The organism is Rhodanobacter sp. FW106-PBR-R2A-1-15 (assembly GCF_058789735.1).
In genome coordinates this window covers 40,270-61,215 of sequence record NZ_JBYTEM010000001.1, presented here as the reverse complement: position 1 = coordinate 61,215, position 20,946 = coordinate 40,270, and the positions used below count along the sequence as shown (strand labels likewise).

The 20,946-nt window shown below is 69.7% G+C and carries 16 protein-coding genes; 12 read left to right on the top strand and 4 right to left on the bottom strand.

Annotated features, from left to right (window positions below):
• Positions 1-211 precede the first annotated feature (211 nt).
• The 3 genes from ilvB to ilvA all read left to right on the top strand — a co-directional run bounded on the left by ilvB (position 212) and on the right by ilvA (position 3,980).
• Positions 212-2,005 carry a biosynthetic-type acetolactate synthase large subunit gene (ilvB, locus tag AC3WTD_RS00240; protein WP_425504547.1) on the top strand — a complete coding sequence of 598 codons (1,794 nt, stop codon included), beginning with the start codon at positions 212-214 and terminating at the stop codon, positions 2,003-2,005.
• A 179-nt stretch (positions 2,006-2,184) separates the two neighbouring features.
• Entirely contained in the window at positions 2,185-2,433 is a 249-nt protein-coding gene (ilvN, locus tag AC3WTD_RS00235; protein WP_008436893.1) for an acetolactate synthase small subunit, read from the top strand.
• Positions 2,430-3,980 (top strand): threonine ammonia-lyase, biosynthetic, encoded by a 1,551-nt coding sequence (ilvA, locus tag AC3WTD_RS00230; protein ID WP_027493283.1) that lies wholly within the window; start codon positions 2,430-2,432, stop codon positions 3,978-3,980. Before ilvN ends, ilvA begins: the two co-directional genes overlap by 4 nt.
• A gap of 263 nt (positions 3,981-4,243) precedes the next feature.
• Here ilvA and AC3WTD_RS00225 read toward each other — a convergent pair whose 3' ends face one another.
• Positions 4,244-5,380 (bottom strand): GGDEF domain-containing protein, encoded by a 1,137-nt coding sequence (locus tag AC3WTD_RS00225; RefSeq protein ID WP_492612657.1) that lies wholly within the window; start codon positions 5,378-5,380, stop codon positions 4,244-4,246.
• 244 nt (positions 5,381-5,624) lie between these two features.
• Here AC3WTD_RS00225 and ubiA point away from each other — a divergent pair, with 244 nt between their 5' ends.
• The 3 genes from ubiA (at position 5,625) to AC3WTD_RS00210 (ending at position 11,066) form a co-directional block, all read left to right on the top strand.
• Positions 5,625-6,554, top strand: a complete 930-nt coding sequence (ubiA, locus tag AC3WTD_RS00220; RefSeq protein WP_235642645.1) for a 4-hydroxybenzoate octaprenyltransferase — start codon at positions 5,625-5,627, stop codon at positions 6,552-6,554.
• 290 nt (positions 6,555-6,844) lie between these two features.
• On the top strand, positions 6,845-9,358 hold the full coding sequence (locus AC3WTD_RS00215) for a TonB-dependent receptor (RefSeq protein WP_492612656.1): 2,514 nt from the start codon (positions 6,845-6,847) through the stop codon (positions 9,356-9,358).
• A gap of 148 nt (positions 9,359-9,506) precedes the next feature.
• Positions 9,507-11,066: a CehA/McbA family metallohydrolase gene (locus AC3WTD_RS00210; RefSeq protein ID WP_492612655.1), complete on the top strand. Its 1,560-nt coding sequence runs from the start codon at positions 9,507-9,509 to the stop codon at positions 11,064-11,066.
• On the opposite strand, the gene AC3WTD_RS00205 is transcribed toward AC3WTD_RS00210, so the two are convergent.
• Positions 11,047-11,781 carry a ComF family protein gene (locus AC3WTD_RS00205; RefSeq protein ID WP_369490919.1) on the bottom strand — a complete coding sequence of 245 codons (735 nt, stop codon included), beginning with the start codon at positions 11,779-11,781 and terminating at the stop codon, positions 11,047-11,049. The genes AC3WTD_RS00210 and AC3WTD_RS00205 overlap by 20 nt on opposite strands.
• A 147-nt stretch (positions 11,782-11,928) precedes the next feature.
• Between AC3WTD_RS00205 and AC3WTD_RS00200 the strand changes: the two genes are divergently transcribed.
• The 6 genes from AC3WTD_RS00200 (at position 11,929) to bioC (ending at position 19,081) form a co-directional block, all read left to right on the top strand.
• The gene (locus AC3WTD_RS00200) at positions 11,929-13,908 is read left to right on the top strand and encodes a multicopper oxidase domain-containing protein (protein WP_235642487.1); all 1,980 of its coding nucleotides are present in this window, start codon (positions 11,929-11,931) and stop codon (positions 13,906-13,908) included.
• Between the two features lie 154 nt (positions 13,909-14,062).
• Positions 14,063-15,106 carry a biotin synthase BioB gene (gene bioB, locus AC3WTD_RS00195; protein WP_492612654.1) on the top strand — a complete coding sequence of 348 codons (1,044 nt, stop codon included), beginning with the start codon at positions 14,063-14,065 and terminating at the stop codon, positions 15,104-15,106.
• Between the two features lie 148 nt (positions 15,107-15,254).
• Entirely contained in the window at positions 15,255-16,460 is a 1,206-nt protein-coding gene (gene bioF / locus AC3WTD_RS00190) for an 8-amino-7-oxononanoate synthase (RefSeq protein WP_492612653.1), read from the top strand.
• Positions 16,461-16,488: 28 nt separating this feature from the next.
• On the top strand, positions 16,489-17,424 hold the full coding sequence (locus AC3WTD_RS00185) for a sulfurtransferase (protein WP_492612652.1): 936 nt from the start codon (positions 16,489-16,491) through the stop codon (positions 17,422-17,424).
• Positions 17,421-18,206, top strand: a complete 786-nt coding sequence (gene bioH, locus AC3WTD_RS00180; RefSeq protein ID WP_492612651.1) for a pimeloyl-ACP methyl ester esterase BioH — start codon at positions 17,421-17,423, stop codon at positions 18,204-18,206. Before AC3WTD_RS00185 ends, bioH begins: the two co-directional genes overlap by 4 nt.
• A complete protein-coding gene (bioC, locus tag AC3WTD_RS00175) occupies positions 18,203-19,081 on the top strand; it encodes a malonyl-ACP O-methyltransferase BioC (protein ID WP_492612650.1) in 879 nt (292 codons plus the stop codon). Before bioH ends, bioC begins: the two co-directional genes overlap by 4 nt.
• A gap of 50 nt (positions 19,082-19,131) precedes the next feature.
• Here bioC and AC3WTD_RS00170 read toward each other — a convergent pair whose 3' ends face one another.
• Entirely contained in the window at positions 19,132-19,965 is an 834-nt protein-coding gene (locus tag AC3WTD_RS00170) for a transporter (protein ID WP_492612649.1), read from the bottom strand.
• 91 nt (positions 19,966-20,056) lie between these two features.
• On the bottom strand, positions 20,057-20,812 hold the full coding sequence (locus tag AC3WTD_RS00165; RefSeq protein ID WP_492612648.1) for a hypothetical protein: 756 nt from the start codon (positions 20,810-20,812) through the stop codon (positions 20,057-20,059).
• Positions 20,813-20,946: the final 134 nt, after the last annotated feature.

The following is a 20,946-nucleotide window of genomic DNA, read 5'->3' as shown; positions in this document are numbered from 1 at the left end:
GCTCTTTGGCTCCTCCCCCTGTGGAACAGGGGGAGGTCGGGAGGGGGTTGCGCTTTTGACTTTGACTTGAAGATCGAGAGCAACCCCACCCCAGCCCTCCCCTGCGATGCAGGGGAGGGAGCACGACACACCATTTGGGGATCCACTCGTGAATGCACCCGCACTGAAAGCCGAAACCACCACCGACCGGCACCCGCTGGCCGGCCACAGCATGAGCGGCGCCGAGGTGATCGTGCAGGTACTCGCCGACGAGGGCGTCGGCGTGCTGTTCGGCTACTCCGGTGGCGCGATCCTGCCGGTGTACGACGCGGTGTTCCGCCACAACGCGGAACATCCGCATGCCGATGGCAGCGAATCCATGCCGCTGGTGGTGCCGGCCAACGAGCAGGGCGCCGGCTTCATGGCCGCCGGCTACGCGCGCGCGTCGGGCAAGGTCGGCGTAGTCATCGTCACCTCCGGCCCCGGCGCCACCAACACGGTCACCCCGGTGCGCGACTCGATGGCCGACTCGATCCCGCTGGTGGTGATCTGCGGCCAGGTGGGCACCGCGGCGATCGGCAGCGACGCGTTCCAGGAGGCGCCGGTCAGCAACATCATGGGCGCCTGCGCCAAGCACGTGTTCCTGGTCACCGACGCGGCGCAGCTGGAAGCGACCATGCGCACCGCGTTCACTCTTGCCCGCAGCGGCCGCCCCGGCCCGGTGGTGGTGGACGTGCCCAAGGACGTGCAGAACACCACCCTGGCCTGGCGCGGGAGCGGCGAGCTGGCGCTGGCCGGCTACCGCACGCGGTTGCGTGCGGTGGAACAGGCCGTGCTCGGCGACGCCGACTGCGCCGCGTTCTTCGCCGCACTGCTGCAGGCGCAGCGCCCGCTGATCTACGCCGGCGGCGGGGTGATCGCGGCGGAGGCCGCGGACGCGCTGCGCGCCTTCGTCGACGCGTTCGGCCTGCCGGTCGCCACCACCCTGATGGGACTGGGCGGCTTCGACAGCACCGACCCGCTGGCGCTGCACCTGCTCGGCATGCACGGCACCGCCTACGCGAACTACGCGGTGGAGGATTGCGACTTCGTGCTGGCGCTGGGCGCGCGCTTCGACGATCGCGTAGCCGGCGTGCCGGACAAGTTCGCACCACGGGCAAAGTTCATCGCGCAGGTCGATATCGACCCGGCCGAGATCGGCAAGGTGAAGCACGTCGACTGGCAGCACGTCGGCCCGCTGAAACGCGCGCTGGAACGGCTCACCGCCTACGGCCGCGCGCACGGCCTGAAACCGCAGCTGGCCGCCTGGCATGCGCACGTGGCCGAACTGAAGCGCGCGCACGCGATGAACTACGACCGCGCAAGCGCGCTGGTCCAGCCGTATGCGGTGATCGAGGCGATCAACCGCCATGCGCAGGGCCGTGCCATCGTCAGCACCGGCGTCGGCCAGCACCAGATGTGGGCGGCGCAGTATTTCGACTTCCGCACGCCGCGCCACTGGCTCACCTCCGGCTCGATGGGCACGATGGGCTTCGGCCTGCCCGCCGCGATCGGCGCGCAGTTCGCGCATCCGCACAAGCTGGTGATCGACATCGACGGCGACGCCAGCATCCGCATGAACCTCGGCGAGCTGGAAACCGTCACCACCTACGGGCTGCCGATCAAGGTGGTGGTGCTGAACAACGTCGGCGACGGCATGGTGCGGCAGTGGCAGAAGCTGTATTTCAAGGGCCGCTTCGCCGCCTCGGACAAGAGTCTGCACAAGAAGGATTTCGTGCTTGCCGCGCAGGCCGACGGCTTCGGCTGGGCGCAGCGGCTGGAACGCATGGATGAACTGGAACCGATGATCGCCGACTTCCTCGCCTACCCCGGCCCGGCGTTCCTGGAAGTGATGATCGACCCGGACGCCGGCGTGTACCCGATGGTCGGCCCCGGCGCCAGCTATGCACAGATGATCACCGGCGATTTCATCGCCTCGCGCGCGGCGCCGGCCGCACGCAAGGACTCGCCATCGCACATGTTTTGAGCTTTCGATTTTTCCCTTCTCCCCTTGGGAGAAGGTGGCCCGAAGGGTCGGATGAGGGTACGGGCGGAGCGAGGTATCGATGCCCGCCCGTACCCTCACCCACCTGTCGGCACACTCTCTCCCGCAAGGGGACTTCCTTCGGTCGCCACGGGAGGGGGATTCACCATCGGAGTCCCGCCATGAACCACACCCTGTCCATCCTGCTGCAGAACGAAGCCGGCGCGCTGGTGCGCGTGGCCGGGCTGTTCGCCGCGCGCGGCTACAACATCGACACGCTGACGGTGACGGCCACGCACGACCCGGCCGTCTCGCGGCTCACGCTGAGCCTGCAGTGCGACGAAGCGGCACTCGGCCAGATCCTGCAGCAGACGCGCAAGCTGGTCGACGTGCTGCAGGTGGCGCACCCGGCGACCGCGCTCGCCGCATGAGCGCGGTCGCCCCGCTCACCGGGCACGACCACGGCGAGCTGCTGGCGCAGATCCGTGCCGCGCGCGTGTACGAAGTGGCGCAGGTCTCGGCGCTGGAAGCGGCGCCGCTGCTCGGCGAGCGGCTGGGCCGGCCGGTGCTGCTCAAGCGCGAGGACCAGCAAAGCGTGTTCTCGTTCAAGCTGCGCGGCGCGTACAACCGCATGCTGCAGCTGGATGCGGCGCAACGCGCGCGCGGCGTGGTCGCCGCCTCCGCCGGCAACCATGCGCAGGGCGTGGCGCTGGCCGCGGCCAAGCTGGGCATCCGCGCCACCATCGTGATGCCGGTGACCGCGCCACCGGTGAAGGTGGACGCGGTGCGCCGCCTCGGCGGGGCGATGGTCGAGCTGCTGCTGACCGGCGATTCCTACAGCGACGCGCAGGTCGCCGCGGCGCAGCTGCAGGCCGAACGCGGCGCGGTGTTCGTGCACCCGTTCGACGACCCGGCAGTGATCGCCGGCCAGGGCACCATCGGCCTGGAGATCCTGCGCCAGCATCCGGGCCCGCTGGAGGCGGTGTTCGTGCCGGTGGGCGGCGGCGGCCTTGCCGCCGGCGTGGCCGCGTGCATCAAGGCGCTGCGGCCGGAAGTGCGCGTGATCGGCGTGCAGGCGGCGGATTCGGACGCGATGGCGCGCTCGCTGGAAGCCGGCGAACGCGTCGCGCTGGATGAGGTCGGCCTGTTCGCCGACGGCACCGCGGTGAAGCAGGTCGGCGCGCTGACCTTCGCGCTGTGCCAGCGGTATGTCGACGCCATGCTGCGGGTGGACGCCGACGCGATCTGCGCGGCGATCCGCGACATCCACCAGGACTGCCGCAGCGTGGCCGAGCCCGCCGGCGCGCTGGCGCTGGCCGGGCTGAAGCAGTACGCCGCCGCGCACGCGGGCGACGGCGCGCTGGTGGCGATCGTCTCCGGCGCCAACATGAACTTCGACCGCCTGCGCTTCGTGGCCGAACGCGCCGAGCTGGGCGAGCAGCGCGAGGCGGTGTTCGCGGTGACCATCCCGGAGGAACGCGGCAGTTTCCGCCGCTTCTGCGCCACGCTGGGGCGGCACGCCATCACCGAGTTCAACTACCGCATCGGCGACGCGCGGCAGGCGCACATCTTCGTGGGCGTGCAGATCGCCCGTCGCGGCGAGCGCGAAGCACTGGCCGCGGCGTTCCGCGCGCAGGCGTTCGAGGTGCTCGACCTCACCGATGACGAGCTGGCCAAGCTGCACCTGCGCCACATGATCGGCGGCCGCTCGCCGCTGGCGCGCGACGAGCGGCTGTACCGCTTCGAATTCCCCGAGCGGCCCGGCGCGCTCACCGACTTTCTCGGCCGGCTGCATCCGGACTGGAACGTCAGCCTGTTCCACTACCGCAACCACGGCGCCGACCACGGCCGCATCCTGGTCGGCCTGCAGGTGCCGGCGGCCGAGCTGCCGCTGCTGCGGCAGTTCCTGGCCGCGCTCGGCTACCCGCACGTGGACGAGAGCACGCACCCGGCCTACCGGCTGCTGCTGCGCGATTGACTCAAGGCTTGCTTGTGAAGAAAACCACTTCCTGTGGTTTTCTTCAGCCGCGAGTCCGGTACACGCCCGGACTCGCTCACATGAAACAGTCACTGGCGTGACTGTTTCATGTCCGGCCGTCGGGCAACCGCTCCCTGCGTTGCCTCAACTCGGGCATCGGGCAACCGCTCCTGCGTTGCCTCAACTCGGGCATCCATGCCCTCGCCATGCCCTCGCCATGCGCTCGCCATGGCCGGCTTGAGGGGTTGAATAGTCACAACCTCTCAGAACAGGTCGATGCTGCCCGGCGCCATTCCCTGCCCCAGCAGGCCGCGCGCGCTCAGGCTCTCGTAGCCGCAGACGCCGTTGCGGCCGTGCTGCTTGGCGTAGTACAGCGCCTTGTCGGCACGGTCCAGCGCGCTGGACGGGTAGTCGTGGCGACCGACACCGGCGTAACCGATGCTGACGGTGACGCTGCCCACCTGCGGAAACCCGTGCTCGGCGATGCGCTGGCGGAAGCGCTCCAGCACGGCGTGCACGACGGCTTCGCCGGCCGCGCCGAACAGGATCAGGAACTCCTCGCCGCCAAAGCGGAACAGCACGTCGCCGCGGCGGAAGCAGGCGCGCATCTGCTGGGCCAGCAGCAGGATCACCTCGTCGCCGTAGATGTGTCCGTAGGTATCGTTGATGCGCTTGAAGTGGTCGATGTCGAGGATCGCCAGCCACACCTGCGGCGGCTCCCCGCCAAGCTCGCCAGGCGAGCCGCCGGCCGGTGGCAGCGCCATGCGCAGCGTGCGCTCGTGCAGCAGCCGCTGCAGCTGGCGTTCCAGGCTGCGCCGGTTGTACAGGCCGGTCAGCTTGTCGTGCTCGCTTTCGTGCAGCAGCGCGGTGTAGTTGGCGTAGATGCGGGCGAAGCCGTCGGTGAGCGGTCGGCTGGCGGCCGGCGGCAGGTCGCTGTCCAGCTGCAGCGCGCCGATCGCGCGGCCGTCGCACAGGATCGGCACCACCAGCCGATGCCGGCCCTGCACCGTTTCCGTCTGCGCCTCCAGCCGGTGCATGCAGCGCTGCAACAGCTGCAGCGCCGGATCGACCTCGTCCGGGTCGCCCTCCTGCAGCTGGTAGGCGCCCTGCGCGTCCGGCACGCAGCGCACGATCGCTTCCACGGACGCGCCGTCGATCGCCAGCTTGGCCAGCACCACGCGCGCCGCCGAGGTCAGTTCGGCCAGCGAGAGCACCAGGCTGTGGTCGAGCGCGCCGATGTCGCGGTGGTGGGTGAACGAGGCCACCGAATCGAGCAGGCGCGAGTGCACGAACGAGTCGGTCATCGCCGATTCCGCGGCCGGCGGGGACGCATCGCCGTCGAGCGACAGCGCATCCGACGACAGCGGGAGGTCGTCCTCGCTGGTTTCGTATTCGGCCATCGTGGCTCCGACGCCGACGGCCCCGGGCTGCGGCGCATGCTTGGCGTTACCCCGAACGGTTTCGCTCACCCGCCATATCGGCCGTGGCGCGGCGAACTTTAGAGCCACCGCCCGGCTCGCCCCGGCACGGCGCGCTAGACTTCGACGCATGGCTCCCCCTTCCCGCAAACGCCAGCAGCGCCCTGCCGCGCCCTCCCCCGCCGACCGGCCGCGGCCAGCCGCGGCGAAACCCGTCGCCCGTGTGGTGCAGCCGGCCGACAGCTCGACCCGCGCCACGCGGGTGCTGGACTGGCTGCTGCGCAAGCTGCCGGCGCAGCATCGCGCCAAGGCGCGCGACTACCTGGTGCTGACCCGCATGGATCGCCCGATCGGCGCGCTGCTGCTGCTGTGGCCGACCTGGTGGGCGCTGTGGCTGGCGGCCGGCGATTTCCCGCCGTGGCAGCTGCTGCTGATCTTCACTCTCGGCGTGTTCGCGATGCGCGCGGCCGGCTGCGCGATCAACGACTACGCCGACCGCAAGCTCGACCCGCAGGTGAAACGCACCGCGGGGCGGCCGCTCGCCAGCGGCCGGGTGACGCCGCGCGAGGCGCTCATCGTGTTTGGCACGCTGCTGGCGTTCTCCTTCGTGCTGGTGCTGTTCACCAACGCGCTGACCATCAAGCTGGCGTTCGCCGGCGCCGCGCTGGCGGCGATCTACCCGTTCACCAAGCGCTGGACCTACCTGCCGCAGGTGGTGCTGGGCGCGGCGTTCGGCTGGTCGATCCCGATGGCGTTTGCCGCGGTGACCGGCACGGTGCCGCCGCTGGGCTGGCTGCTGTTCATCGGCAACATCCTGTGGACGGTGAGCTACGACACCGAGTATGCGATGGTCGACCGCGACGACGATCTCAAGGTCGGCGCCAAATCCACCGCGATCCTGTTCGGCGACGCCGATGTGCCGATCCTCGGCATGCTGATGGGCACCTTCCTGCTGGCGATGCTGTTCGTCGGCCAGCGCGCGGGGCTGGGCTGGCCGTACTGGCTGGCGCTGCTCGCCGCCGCCGGACTGTTCGGCTGGCAGCTGTGGCTGATCCGCGGGCGCGCCCGCGACGCCTGCCTCGCCGCGTTCCGCCACAACAACTGGCTCGGTCTGACGCTGTGGATCGGCATCGTGCTGGCGCTGGCGGTGCGCTGAAGAATCGCGCTTCGGTGATCTCCACATGACGGCAAGCTTGCCGCAACGCGTGATTCAGACATCCAAATTTCAACATTGTCACGCAACAGTCTGACTGACTGTCACAGGCTGCCTCTAGGCTGCGCGCCATCAGAGCCTGTGACGGAACCAGGGAAACCCACAGGCAGGGATGCCTCTGCACGAAACCCGCGCCGCCTCGCCGACCCACTCCCGGTGGAACGCAGGCGGCGCCAGGTTGCGCACACTTCCCGCACGGCTCCGCGATCTCCCCGTCCCCCGGAGCATTCAACTTGCGTACTTCCCTCATCAGCCGATCCGTCGGCATGGCCCTGCTTGGCAGTCTGTCGCTCGGCCTCGCCCTTTCCGCCCACGCCCAGCAGCGCACGCCTGCCGAAGCGGACGCCACCGCCGCTTCCACCGACAAGGCGAAGAACCTCGACAGTGTGGTGGTCACCGCGCGCTCCGGCGTGCAGACGCGGACCAAGGCCGAGACCAGCTACTCGATCACCACCATCGACGAGGACCGCCTGCGCATGCAGGCGCCGACCTCGGTCACCGAGGCGATGAAATCGGTGCCCGGCTTCTGGGTCGAGGCCTCCGGCGGCGAGGCCAGCGGCAATATCCGCGCACGCGGCATTCCCGTCGACGGCTTCGGCTCAGTCACCCTGCTGGAGGACGGCATGCCGGTGCAGCACGATCCGGCACTCGGCTATCTCAACGCCGACCAGGCGTTCCGCCTGGACGAGACGATCGAGCGGATCGAGGTGGTGCGTGGCGGCCCCTCGTCGGTGTTCTACTCGAATGCGCCGGCCGGCGCGATCAACTTCATCCCGCGCCGGGTCGGCGACACGCCGGACGGCCTGGTCAAATACACCGTGGGCGACTACGGGCTCAACCGCGCCGACTTCTGGTACGGCACGCCGGTCGGCAGCGGCTGGAAGCTCGGCGGGGGCGGTTTCTACCGCATCGACGACGGTATCCGCGACCCGGGCTTCAACGCCAACGACGGCGGCCAGATCCGCCTGAACCTGGCGAAGGATTTCGAGCACGGCCGCTTCAGCGCCGACGTCAAGCACATGGACGACAAGGTCGCGCTGTACCTCGGCATCCCGATGCGCACCTACCCGAACGGCAAGATCAAGGCCGTGCCCGGCTTCGACGGCAACTTCGGCACCATGGCCGGGCCGCAGACCGAGCACGTGCTGATGAATCAGGGCAACGGCAGCCTGTACGACTTCGACAACAGCGTGGGTACGCACGTGAAGCGCGACCAGCTGACGCTGAAGTTCGACTACGACCTCGGCGCGGACTGGAAACTGGCCGAGTCGATGCGCTACAGCGACACCAAAACCCAGCGCAACGGTGTGTTCCCGAACTCGCTGATGAGCGCGGACAAGTTCCTGGCCCAGGCCAGGCAGTTCCAGCCGGCCGGTGCGGCCGGCCTGCAGCTGCACTACGTCGACAACCCCGCGCAGGTGTTCGACAACCAGAACCAGAACGGCAACGGCCTGGTGGTGATCGGCGGCCTGCGCGGCGTGACCATGCCGGTGCAGGAGTTCGTCAACGATACCCGGCTGCTGCGCCAGTTCGACCTCGGCGGGCAGAGCCACGACGTCACGCTGGGCTACTACTACGCGCACTTCAACCAGGACTTCAGCCGCTATTCCTCCACCGCCCTGCTCGACGTGCGCGACAACGCGCGCCTGCTCGACCTGGTCGCAGTGGATGCCGCAGGCCAGCCACTGGGCACGCTCACCGACCACGGCATCTACCGCTACGGCTACGAGTGGGAGAACGCCAGCGGCAGCTCGGCGACCCATGCGTTCTACCTGTCCGACGAATGGCAGGCGACCGATGCGCTGCGCATCGACGGTGGCGTGCGCTGGGAACGCGTGAACACCAAGGGCTGGGTCGAGCGGAAGCAGACCGTGAACCTGGGCACGCTGGCCACCTCGCAGATCCAGACCGGCACCGGCCAGACCGCGTCGTACGACCACAGCTTCAGCAAGCCGGGCTGGACGCTGGGCGTGAACTGGCAGTTCTCCGAGCGCTCCGGCGTGTTCGCGCGCTGGACCTCGGCGTTCCGCCTGCCGAACCTGAGCAGCTACATCACCAACGCGACCGCCACGCCGATCATCCAGACCATGAAGCTGGGCGAGGTGGGCTACAAGTATTCCGACCGCCAGTTCGACCTATACGCCACCGCGTTCTACACCAAGTACGACAACGTCGGCTTCAACAACTACGTGTTCAACCCGAACAACAACACCTCGGTCGCGCAGCAGGGCTACGCCAGCACCAAGACCAAGGGCCTGGAACTGGAAGGCACCTGGTTCCCGACCCGCTGGTTCGACGTGCAGCTCACCGCCACCTGGCAGGACCCGCAGTACGAAGGACTGCGCTATACCGACAAGGGCAGCACCGGCCCGATCCTGCGCGACTACACCGGCAACCAGCTGATCCGCGTGCCGAAGCTGAGCTACCGCGTGGTGCCCGGGGTGAACCTGCTCGACGGGCAGCTGCGCCTGCAGCTGTCCTACGAGCATGAAGGCGAGCGCTTCGTCGACACCGCCAACTCGGTGCGGCTGCCGTCGTACGACGTGCTCGGCGCCAGCGCACGCTACGACGTGTCGCCCGCGTTCTCGGTGTACCTGTACGCCGACAACCTCACCAACTCGCTGGGCCTGACCGAGGGCAACCCGCGCGCCGGCGAACTGCAGAGTGCGGACGCGGGGGCGAACACGTTCATCGCGCGGCCGCTGCTGGGCCGTTCGTACCGTGCCGCGGTGATGTACCGGTTCTGAGTCGTGCGGCCGGGCGGCTTGCCGCCCGGCCGACCCTCCGCACCGGAGACTCCATTTCGCATCCCACCAACCGACCCAAACCCGACGCGCACAGCGGCCGGGCGCCGCGAGCGCCCGCCGGCCATGAACCCGTCATTGGAAATCCGCCATGAATCCGCACCTGCGTCCACGCCTGCTTCATCTCCTCGCCGGCCTGCTGCTGGCTGGCCTGACGCTGCTGCTCGGCATGGTCCAGGCCGCGGGTCAGGGGCCTGGGCACGAACAGCCCGACCTGGTCCTGCGCGGCGAACTGGATGGCCGGGATCACCAGACCTACCGCATGCTGCCGTTCGAGGTACCCGCGGGCACCAGCCGCGTCACCGTGCAGTTCGACTACAGCGGTCATGACGACGAGCGCACCACGGTCGACCTCGGCCTGCTCGGCCCCGACGGCTTCCATGGCCAGGACGGTTTTCGCGGCTGGAGCGGGGGCTCGAAGCGCGTATTCACCGTGTCCGCCACCGACGCCACGCCCTCCTACCTGCCCGGCGCGATCCGCCCGGGCCGCTGGACCCTGCTGCTGGGTATCCCGAACATCCGCAAGGACAGCCATTCCCGCTACACGGCCAACATCTGGTTCGGCCGTCCGGGCGATCCCGCATGGGAGCCGGCCGTGCTGAACCCGCCGCTGCACCGCGAGGCGCGCTGGTACCGCGGCGACCTGCACATGCACGACGCGCACAGCGACGCCAGCTGCCCCGCGCAATCCGGCCGGCGCGTACCCTGTCCGCTGTTCCTCACCGTCGAGGCAGCGGCGAAACAGGGCCTGGACTTCATCGCGATCACCGACCACAACACGGTGTCACAGGCGAACGCGATGCGCGAGCTGCAACCGTACTTCGACCGCCTGCTGCTGATCCCCGGCCGCGAGATCACCACCTTCAGCGGTCACGCCAACCTGTTCGGCACTACCGCACCGGTGGACTTCCGCATCGACGGCCGCGAAGTGAAGGACTGGAACGCCTTGCTGCGGCAGGTCGCGCCGCTGCAGGGCCTGCTCTCGATCAACCACCCGATCCGTCCCAGCGGCGAGAACTGCATGGGCTGCGGCTGGACCGCCGCGCCGGCGGTCGACATGACGCAGCTGCAGGCGATCGAGATCGTCAACGACAGCGATGCGGGCACCGTGCTGTCCGGCGTGCCGTTCTGGGAACGGCAGCTGGCGCAAGGCTACCGGCTCACCGGCATCGGCGGCAGCGACAACCACGATGCCTCGCTGACCATGGCGAAACCCGGTTCCAGCCGGATCGGCCGGCCCGCCACGGTAGTGCACGCCACGGAGCTGTCGATGCCGGCGATCCTGGCCGGCATCCGCGCCGGCCACGTGTTCGTCGACGTGGAGGGCAGCAGCGATCGGCTGCTGGAACTCGAAGCAAGCAGCGGCGACCAGCACGCCACCATGGGCGATGCCCTGCACACCGCCACCGGTACGCGCGTGCATTTCGAGGTGCATGCCGTCGGGGTCGGTGGAAAACGACTGGTAGTACTGCTCGACGGCAAGCCGTTCACACCCGCCGTCGCTGCGGCGATCGGCAGCGGCGACCAGCGCATCGGCTTCGACTGGACCAGCGACGGGCGCATGCACTGGCTGCGCGTGGAAGTTCGCGACGACGCCGGCAAGCCCCTGCTGCTCGGCAACCCGATCTATCTCAACCCGTCGCCGCGCTGACCCGCGGCGACGGCGCGCGCGCCAGTGCCCACACGTCGACCCGTTGCACGCCGGCGCGGCGCAGCACGCGGGCGCATTCGGCCAGGGTGGCGCCGGTGGTCATCACGTCGTCGAGGAGCGCCACGTGCGCGGGCAGCGCCACGCCTTCGCGCAGGGCGAACGCGCCGTGCACGTTGCGGCGGCGGGCGAGCGCGTCGAGCTCGGTCTGCGCGGTGGTGGAACGCCGGCGCAGCAGCGCGTCGTGGCGCAGCGGCACGCCGGATGCACGCGCCAGCGAGCGGGCCAGTTCCAGCGCCTGGTTGTAGCCGCGCCGGCGCAGGCGGCTGTGGTGCAGCGGCACCGGCAGCAGCAGCTGCGGCAGGCGGATCGGGCACGGTTCACGCTGCCACAGCTGGGCCAGCACGCGGCCGGCAGCGAGATCGGCGGAAAACTTGTAGCGCGATTCCAGCCGGTCCAGCGGCCAGCCGTAGCGGAATGGCGCCCACGCCGCGTCCCACGGCGGCGCGCGGCGCTGGCACTCGCCGCACAAGGCCGCCGGCGCGGCCAGCGGCAGTGCGCAGCGCGCGCAGCAACTGCGGTTGCGCGGCAGTTCGGCCGCGCACTCGGCGCACAGGTCGGCGCCGGCGGCGCCGGGCGCGCCGCACAACAGGCAGCGCCATGGCAGCAGCCACCGCCGCAGTGCTCGCCAGGGTTGCAGCAGGCTTGGCTGATCCATTCGTCCTCCCCATGTTCCGCCGGCATGGTAGCGGCAAGCCGCGCACGGGGTATCACCCTGCGCCCATATTGGCGACGTACAATGCAATGTTGCCGCTCTGCGACGTCTGCTTGCAGCTGCAAACTCATCCATCATGGAGGTTTTCTCATGTCTGTACCCGACGGCGGTAAGCCCGCCCCGTCCACCTGGCCGGCCGTCGCCGGCACCGCGCTGCGCGTGGCGTTCGGCCTGATCTGGGCGGTGAGCGCCGCGCTCACCTGGACGTCCGACTTCGCCAACCACTACGTGGGCTACCTGCACAACGCCGCCACCGGCCAGCCGGCCTGGTCGGCGTGGTGGTTCGACCTGTGGATCGGCCTGGTGACGCCGCACGTGGGCTTCTTCGTGTGGGCCACGCGCATCGCCGAAACGCTGCTGGCGCTGGCGCTGCTGCTGGGCTTCGCGCGCAAGATCACCTACGTGGTGGGCATCCTGTTCAGCCTGTTGATCTGGAGCACGGCGGAGGGCTTTGGCGGGCCGTATTCGGTGGGCGCCAACAACATCGGCGCGGCGATCAGCTATGTGCTGATCTTCGCGGCGTTGATCGTGATCAACCTGCGCGCCGGCCCCAGCCCGTACAGCCTGGATTACCTGATCGAGCGCCGCTGGCCCGGCTGGCGCCGCGTGGCCGACTGGAACGACACGCTGCCGCTGGCCGAAGTGCCGCGCCTGCCCTGGCGCGTGCAGGGACCGGCGCTGGCCGGCGTGCTGATCCTGGTGGCGCTGTTGCTGGCCGGCCTGCACAGCGCGTTGAACGTGCGCTCGTCCAGCCCGCAGGCCGCCGCTGCCGCGGTGACGCCGCTGTCGCTGGCCTCCAGCCAGCCCATCGAGAAGGCCCGCGACGCCAGCCTGCCGCCACTGCAGCCGGGCGACAGCGTGGACGTGCACATCACCTCCAGCAACGACAGCGTGGAGATCGCCAGCGGCGTGCAGTACCAGGCCTGGACCTTCGGCAAGACCGTGCCCGGCCCGGTGATCCATGTGCGCCAGGGGCAGACGGTGAACTTCACCCTCACCAACCGCGGCACCATGCAGCATTCGATCGACTTCCATTCGGCGATCACTCCGCCCAGCCTGCACTACGTGGACATCATGCCGGGCGAGTCGATCACGTTCTCGTTCGTGGCCAAGGTGCCCGGCGCGTTCCTCTACCACTGCGGCACGCCGCCGGTGCTGCTGCACATCGGCAACGGCATGTACGGCGCGATCATCGTCGACCCGGCCACGCCGCTGCCGCCCGCGCAGGAGAGCTACGTGCTGGTACAGGGTGAGTGGTACACCCAGCAGGTGTCGGGCAAGCTGATGGCCGGCAACTACGAGAAGATGCAGGCGATGCAGCCGGACGAGGTGGTGTTCAACGGCGCGGCGTTCCAGTACCGCGACCACCCGCTCACCGCCAAGCCCGGCGACCGGGTGCGCCTGTACGTGGTCAACGCCGGCCCCAGCCTGTGGAGCGCGTTCCACGTGATCGGCGCGATCTTCGACAAGGTCTATCCCGGCGGCAACCCGGCGCAGGCCATCGACGGCGTCTCGACCTACTCGGTCGGTCCCGGCGAGGGCGCGGTGTTCGACCTGAAGCTGGACGAGGCCGGCCACTACCCGTTCGTCGACCACGCCATGGCGCACATGCAGCTGGGCGCGCAGGGAGTGCTGCTGGTGGGCGGCCCGAACGAGACCGCGGCCAAGCCGCCGGTGAGCAAGGCGCCAGTCGCCGCCGCACCCGCTACGCCGCCGGCGGCCGCCAGCGGTCCGTACAAGTTCGACCCGACCCGCGGCACTTCGCTGTATGCCACCAACTGCGCGGCCTGCCACCAGGCCACCGGCCTGGGCCTGCCCGGTGCGTTCCCGCCGCTCAAGGACAACGTAGTGGTGCTGGACGCCAACCCGGCCAAGCACATCGAGGTGATCCTGAAGGGCCTGCAGGGCCAGGTGATCAACGGCACCAGCTACCCCACCGCGATGCCGCCGTTCGCCGCTGCCCTGAACGACGCGGACATTGCCGACATCGCCAACCACGAGCGCAGCTCGTGGGGCAACCAGGGCAAGCTGATCACCGCCGAGCAGGTGAAGGACGCGCGCGGCAAGTGAGCCGGCGCGATCGAGTCGAGGAAAGGCGGCCTGCGGGCCGCCTTTCCGTTTGCGGCCGCCGCGCGGCGTCAACTAGTCAACCAGCCAGCATGTAGAAAAGTTGACGACGGAGGTCAGCCCGCCCAAACTCGCCGGCTCTGCCACGGAGCCCGCCATGCCCGAAGCCGCCATCCGCCACGACTGGACGCGCGAGGAAGTCGCCGCGCTGTTCGCGCTGCCGTTCAACGAGCTGCTGCATCGCGCGCACAGCGTGCATCGCCAGTACCACGACCCGAGTGCGGTGCAGGTGTCCACCCTGCTGTCGATCAAGACCGGCGGCTGCCCGGAGGACTGCGCCTACTGCCCGCAGGCGGCGCGCTACGACACCGGCGTGGCCGCGCAGAAATTGATGGAAATCGACGAGGTGCTGGAGCGCGCGCGCGCCGCCAAGGCCGCCGGCGCCAGCCGTTTCTGCATGGGTGCGGCCTGGCGCGGCCCGAAGGACCGCGACATCCCCAAGGTCGCCGCGATCGTGCGCGCGGTGAAGGAGCTGGGCCTGGAAACCTGCGCCACCCTGGGTCTGCTCGGCGACGGCCACGCGCAGCAGCTCAAGGATGCCGGCCTCGACTACTACAACCACAACCTCGACACCGCGCCGGAGTTCTACGGCGAGATCATCCATACCCGCGAATACCAGGATCGCCTGGTCACGCTGGTACAGGTGCGCGACGCCGGCCTGAAGACCTGCTGCGGCGGCATCGTCGGCATGGGCGAGACGCGCGAGCAGCGCGCCGGCCTGCTGCAGGCGCTGGCCAACCTGCCCGAACACCCGCAGTCGGTGCCGATCAACCAGCTGGTGCCGGTGCCCGGCACGCCACTGGGCAACGCGGAAAAGCTCGATCCGTTCGAGTTCGTGCGCGCGATCGCGGTGGCGCGGATCCTGATGCCGCTGTCCATCGTGCGCCTCTCGGCCGGCCGCCAGCAGATGGACGACGCCGTGCAGGCGCTGTGCTTCTTCGCTGGCGCCGGCTCGGTCTTCTACGGCGAGAAGCTGCTGACCACCGGCAACCCGGACGTGGCAGCCGATCGCGCACTGTTCCACCGACTCGACCTGCATCCGATGGAAGTGGTCGAGAGCGCCGGCACCGTGCATGCAAACATCGTCGACAGCGAAACCAACAGCTGCGGCCACGGTTGTGGCTGCAGTGCCGCAGCGTAAGAGCACCCCACCCCGACCCTCCCCTGCTCACCCCGTTGGGGTGAGCAGGGGAGGGAGCAGAGCGCGCAGCTTTGGTTCGGTCCCTCCCCCTGCGCAGCAGGGGGAGGTCAGGAGGGGGTGCTCTTCACCCCGCGCCGAACACTGACCCATGCCCCGCCCCGACCTCCTGCAACGCCTCGCCGGCCACACCGCCGAGCGCGAACATGCGCAGCTGCGCCGCCGCCTGCGCACCATCGACCACGCCGACGGCCCGTGGCTGGAGAGCGGCAGCCAGCGCCTGCTGTCGTTCTGCAGCAACGACTACCTCGGCCTGGCGCAGCACCCGCAGCTGGTTGCCGCGCTCACCCGCACCGCGCGCGAGGAAGGCGTCGGCAGCACCTCGGCGCACCTGATCTGCGGCCACCGCCGTGAACACGCGGAACTGGAGGAGGCGCTGGCCGTCTGGACCGGGCGCGAGCGAGCGCTGCTGTTCTCCACCGGCTACATGGCCAACCTCGGCGTGCTGCAGGCGCTGCTGGCGCGCGATGATGCCTGCGTGCAGGACAAGCTCAACCACGCCTGCCTGCTCGATGGCGCCAAGCTCAGCGGCGCCGAACTGAAGCGCTATCCGCACGCCGACGTGGACGCCGCCGCGCGCCAGCTGGCGGCGAACCCCGACGCGGCGGCGCTGCTCGCCACCGACGGCGTGTTCAGCATGGACGGCGACGTCGCGCCGCTGCGCGAGCTGGCGCAGCTGTGCGCGCGCGAGCGCGCCACCTTGATGGTCGACGATGCGCACGGCCTCGGCGTGCTCGGCGCGCACGGCGCCGGCAGCCTCGACGCGGCGAATCTGGGCCAGCACGAAGTGCCGCTGCTGATGGCCACGCTGGGCAAGGCGCTCGGCTGCAGTGGCGCGTTCGTAGCCGGGCCGGCCGCGCTGATCGACGGCCTGCTGCAGTTCGCGCGCCCGTACATCTACACCACCGCGATGCCGCCGGCGCTGGCCGCCGCCGCGCTGGCGGCGGTGCAACTGGTGCAGTCCGAAGGATGGCGACGCGAAAAGCTCACCGCACTGATCGCCCGCTTCCGCCGCGGCGCCACCGAACTCGGCCTGCCGCTGGCGCCCTCACCCAGCGCAATCCAGCCGCTGCTGCTGGGCAGCGCCGAGACCGCACTGGCGGCGGCGCAGGCGCTGGAACGGCAAGGCCTGCTGGTGACCGCGATCCGCCCGCCGACCGTGCCCGCCGGCCAGGCGCGGTTGCGCATCACGCTGTCGGCGGCGCACGAGGAAGCCCACATCGACCGGCTGCTGGCTGCGCTGGAAACGCTGCGTCTGCAAGCTGCGCCCCGGTCGCCCAGCGGCGACCACGTATAATCGCCGCCTGCTCCGCCGATGCCCCCGCATGTCGATCGTCAACATCTCCGCCTACAAGTTCATCAGCCTGGACGACCTGCCCGCGCTGCGCGAACGGCTGCTCGCGCGCTGCGAGGCGCTGGCGCTGAAGGGCACGATCCTGCTGGCGCCGGAAGGCATCAACCTGTTCCTCGCCGGCAGCCGCGCGCAGATCGACGGCTTCATGGCTACGCTGCACGACGACCCGCGCTTCGCCGACCTCGCGCCGAAGGAATCGCTCTCGGCCACGGTGCCGTTCGGCCGCCTACGCGTGCGCCTGAAGCGCGAGATCATCACCATGCGCCTGCCCGCGATCCGCCCCGAAGGTGGCCGCGCACCGGCGGTGGACGCGGCCACCCTGCAGCGCTGGCTGGACCAGGGCTGCGACGACGACGGTCGCGAGGTGCTGCTGCTGGACACCCGCAACGACTACGAGACCGACGCCGGCAGGTTCGCCCAGGCGGTCGACTACCGCCTGGCCAGCTTCACCGGTTTCCCCACGGCGATCGCCGCCGACCGCGCGCGCTACGCAGGCAAGACGGTGGTCTCGTACTGCACCGGCGGCATCCGTTGCGAGAAGGCCGCGCTGCACATGCGGAACCTCGGCATGCAGCACGTCTACCAGCTCGACGGCGGCATCCTGAACTACCTCGAACAGACCGACGGCGCGCACTGGCAGGGCGACTGCTTCGTGTTCGACGGGCGCGGCGCCGTGGGGCCCGATCTGCTCCCGACAAGCAAACTCCCCCTCCCCGGAGGGGAGAAGGCTGGGGTGAGGGAACACGCTGCCGAGAAACCAGCATCAGAGCGTGCTCTGAACCACACGTTGGCAAGCCCCGACCCCTCACCTCGATCCTCTCACCCGCAAGGGGACTCCCTGAGGGTCGCCCGGAGGGGAGAGGAGGCGAACGCAAGAAGCGCTTTGCCCTACTGGAGCGAGGCATGAGCCTGTACGTCGACCGGCGCGGCCACGGCCCCGTCCCGCTGGTGCTGCTGCACGGCTGGGCGATGCACGGCGGCGTGCTGACGCCGCTGGTCGAGGCGCTGGAAGCGCAATGCACCATGTACGTGGTCGACCTGCCCGGCCACGGCCGCTCGCGTGACTGCGGCCTGCCACTGGAACCACGCGCCTGCGCCGCGGCGATCGCCGCCATCACCCCACCGGCGATCTGGCTGGGCTGGTCGCTGGGCGGCACTATCGCGCTCACCGCCGCGCTGGAACTGCCGCGGCAGGTGCGTGGCCTGGCGATGCTGTGCGCCACGCCAAAATTCGTGCGCGACGCCGGCTGGCCGTACGGCAGCGACGACAAGCTGGTGCACCAACTGGCCAGCGACCTGGAAACCGACTACCACGCCACCATCGAGCGCTTCCTGGCGCTGGAGGCGATGGGCAGCACCGACCCGCGCGGCGAACTGCGCCACCTGCGCGAGCTGGTGTTCACCCGCGGCGAACCGGACCTGCGCGTGCTGCAGGAAGGCATCCGCATCCTGGAAAGCAGCGACCGTCGCGCCGCCCTGCCTGACCTGGCCGTACGCAGCGCCTGGATCAGCGGCCGCCGCGACCGACTGGTGCCGCCGCAGGCGATGGCCTGGTCGGCCAGCCAGTGCGGCGGCCAGTACACCGAGATCCAGCAGGCCGGCCACGCGCCGTTCTTTGGCCACGCCGACGCGGTGGCGCAGGCGCTGCAGCCGCTGCTGGCACCCACTCACCTTGAGCAGGTTCGATGAGCGACTTCCAACTCGACCAACAGCGCGTGCGCCGCAACTTCGGCCACGCCGCCGCCAGCTACGAACAGCACGACGCGCTGCAGCGCGAGGTGGGCGATGCCCTGCTCGAACGGCTGGGCTTCTACCTGGAAACGCCGCTGCGCGTGGTCGACGTCGGCGCCGGCACCGGCCGCGGCAGCGCGCTGCTGAAGCAGAAATACCCCAAGGCCGAGGTGATCGCCCTCGACCTGGCGCTGCCGATGCTGCGTGCCGCGAAGCAGCGCAGCAGCTGGCTGAAACCGTTCCGCCGCGTCTGCGCCGAGGCGACGCACCTGCCGCTGGCCGACCACAGCGTGGACGTGCTGTATTCCAACCTGTGCTTCCAGTGGGTCGACGACCTGCCGGCGCTGTTCGGCGAGTGCATGCGCGTGCTCAAGCCCGGCGGCTTCATGGCGTTCTCCAGCTTCGGCCCGGACACCCTGATGGAATTGCGCGCGGCCTGGGCTGAAACCGACCAGCAGCCGCACGTGGGCCGCTTCCTCGACATGCACGATGTCGGCGACGCGATGCTCAACGCCGGCCTGCGCGATCCGGTGCTGGACGTGTTCCGCTACACCCTCACCTACAGTGAACCGCGCAAGCTGCTGGAGGAATTGCGCGGTCTGGGCGCCACCAACGCAGATCGCGCACGCGCACGCGGGCTGACCGGCAAGGCGCACTATCGGCGCATGCTGGCCGCGTACGAAAGCATGCGCAAAGACGGGCGGATTCCGGCCACTTGGGAAGTGGTCAGCGCGCACGCCTGGGGCCCGCCGGTGGGCCAGCCGCGCCGCGTGCCCGGCGGTGAAATCGCCACTTTCTCGATCGACTCGCTGCGCGGCTCACGGCGCAAATAGCGCGCGCCAACATGGAGCGCCGTGCAATGTCGTGCACGGCGCCGGTCCGGTCAGAAGCTGTACTTCAGCGACGCGCCCACGCCGTAATCCGGGCTGCCGTCGGAGAAACCGCCCATCGCGTAGGCCTGCAGGCGCAGGTTGCTGCTGAACTTGTGGTTCCAGTAGCCGGTCAGCTCGCTCTGCGACGCGCCGCCGGTGGCGATCCGCTCACGGTAGTAGTAGTACGCGCCGATGCCGTCGTTGGAGCTGAGCTTGTACTCGGCGCCGACGTTCGCGTTGAAGGCGTTGCGCAGCTGGATGTACTGCGAGCTGCTGTACTTCATCCAGCCCACGCCGCCGAACGCGGTCCAGTCGCCCACCACCTTGTAGGTGTCGAGCGAGAGGCCGTAGTCGTTCTTGCCGGTGCCCAGGCCCTTGTCCTCGTCGGCGGTGCCGAACTTCACCTTGCCGGTGAGATCCAGCCCGAACGTGCGGTCCGCGCTGGTGAACAGCTCGTAGCCCACCGACGCGGTGACGTCGCCCAGGCCCGAGGCCGAACCGCTGCTGGTCGTGGTGCCCGGTACGGGAGGCAGGCCGCCCTTGCCGTGACCGCGCCCTCTCGGGTTGCCGTTCTTCACCTTGCCCACGCCGGGAATCACGTTGCTCGCACCGCTGATGTTGATGTACGGCACGGTGAGCTTGAAGGTCCAGCGATCCGTCTGGTACGCCGCCGTCACCGGCACTGACCAGATGTCGGTGTTGGTGTTGGTGCCGTACTTGCCGCTGCTGTAGTCGGCGCCGGCGGTGAGGCTGAGCTGGTCGCTGTCCGACGTGGCGGCGTGGGCCGCGGGCGCGCCGATCAGCAGCAGTCCGCCGACGATCATCCAGGGGTGTGCATTACGCATGGGTCAAGGTTTCCTTGGGTCATTGAAGATATGGCAGCAGGCCCGGCATCACGCCGGGCCTGCGGGGTGACTGGCGACGTGGAAGGTTGGCTCAGCCGCCCGGACGGCCGGCATGGCTCGGGTGCTCGGGACGCTCGGGCTTGGACGGACGCTCCGGACGCTCGGGGCGGTCGACCTTGGCCACCTGCTCGGACTTGTGCGGACGGTCGACGCCGTGCACCTTGGCCACTTCGACCTTCTCCACATGCGCGTGTTCGTGCCCGTGGGCGGCCGCCTTCGGTGAGCGCATCACGTCGCCCAGCTTGAAGCCGTCAGCCTTGGCAATCTCGCCCCAGCCCTGGCCCGCGGCGCGCTGCGCCAGCACGCCCTTCAGGTCGATGCTGGTGCCGTCGGCCATCACCAGGGTGCCACCGTTCAGTGCGGCAGCCACCTCGGCGGCAGTGGGATCGGTGATGCCGGCCTTCGCCAGGCTGGCCTCGGCCAGCGACAGGGCGATCTTCACGTTGCCGTAGCCCATCGGGCCGGTGGCCGGCTGGAAGGTCGTCGATACCGTGGTGGTGCCGGTGGTGGTACCCGTCGTCGTTGTCGTGGGCGCCGGCCCGGTGAGCGTGATCGCGGTGCCATCGCGCAGCCCCTGCACCAGCGCCTGCGAGTTCGTGGTCGAACCGGCGAACGTGCCGAACTGGTTGCTCAACGTCACCGATTCACGGGTGGTCGTGGTGGTGGTCGTGGTCGTAGTCGTCGTGGTGCCGGTGGTGCCGGTGGTTTGCGCCAGCAGCGGCGAGGCGGCCAGCGCGGTGAGCACCGCGGCACTGACCAGCTTGAGCATGAGATGACGTGATTTCATTGCGTGCCTCCGGGGATGGCGTTCATGGATTTCGGGATGCGGCTCGCGGCGTGCCGGCCCGTGCAGATGCCTCGACGTCGTTCGCCGCGCGCGGGTTGGCGCACACGGCCCGACTCGGGACCCGCGCAGCTTCC

Excerpts from the sequence above, each read along its gene's own strand:
- ilvB (WP_425504547.1), top strand. The coding sequence starts at position 212 with ATGAGCGGCGCCGAGGTGATCGTGCAGGTACTCGCCGACGAGGGCGTC.
- ilvN (WP_008436893.1), top strand. The coding sequence starts at position 2,185 with ATGAACCACACCCTGTCCATCCTGCTGCAGAACGAAGCCGGCGCGCTG.
- ilvA (WP_027493283.1), top strand. The coding sequence starts at position 2,430 with ATGAGCGCGGTCGCCCCGCTCACCGGGCACGACCACGGCGAGCTGCTG.
- AC3WTD_RS00225 (WP_492612657.1), bottom strand. The coding sequence starts at position 5,380 with ATGGCCGAATACGAAACCAGCGAGGACGACCTCCCGCTGTCGTCGGAT.
- AC3WTD_RS00210 (WP_492612655.1), top strand. The coding sequence starts at position 9,507 with ATGAATCCGCACCTGCGTCCACGCCTGCTTCATCTCCTCGCCGGCCTG.
- AC3WTD_RS00205 (WP_369490919.1), bottom strand. The coding sequence starts at position 11,781 with ATGGATCAGCCAAGCCTGCTGCAACCCTGGCGAGCACTGCGGCGGTGG.
- AC3WTD_RS00200 (WP_235642487.1), top strand. The coding sequence starts at position 11,929 with ATGTCTGTACCCGACGGCGGTAAGCCCGCCCCGTCCACCTGGCCGGCC.
- bioB (WP_492612654.1), top strand. The coding sequence starts at position 14,063 with ATGCCCGAAGCCGCCATCCGCCACGACTGGACGCGCGAGGAAGTCGCC.
- bioF (WP_492612653.1), top strand. The coding sequence starts at position 15,255 with ATGCCCCGCCCCGACCTCCTGCAACGCCTCGCCGGCCACACCGCCGAG.
- AC3WTD_RS00185 (WP_492612652.1), top strand. The coding sequence starts at position 16,489 with ATGTCGATCGTCAACATCTCCGCCTACAAGTTCATCAGCCTGGACGAC.
- bioH (WP_492612651.1), top strand. The coding sequence starts at position 17,421 with ATGAGCCTGTACGTCGACCGGCGCGGCCACGGCCCCGTCCCGCTGGTG.
- bioC (WP_492612650.1), top strand. The coding sequence starts at position 18,203 with ATGAGCGACTTCCAACTCGACCAACAGCGCGTGCGCCGCAACTTCGGC.
- AC3WTD_RS00170 (WP_492612649.1), bottom strand. The coding sequence starts at position 19,965 with ATGCGTAATGCACACCCCTGGATGATCGTCGGCGGACTGCTGCTGATC.
- AC3WTD_RS00165 (WP_492612648.1), bottom strand. The coding sequence starts at position 20,812 with ATGAAATCACGTCATCTCATGCTCAAGCTGGTCAGTGCCGCGGTGCTC.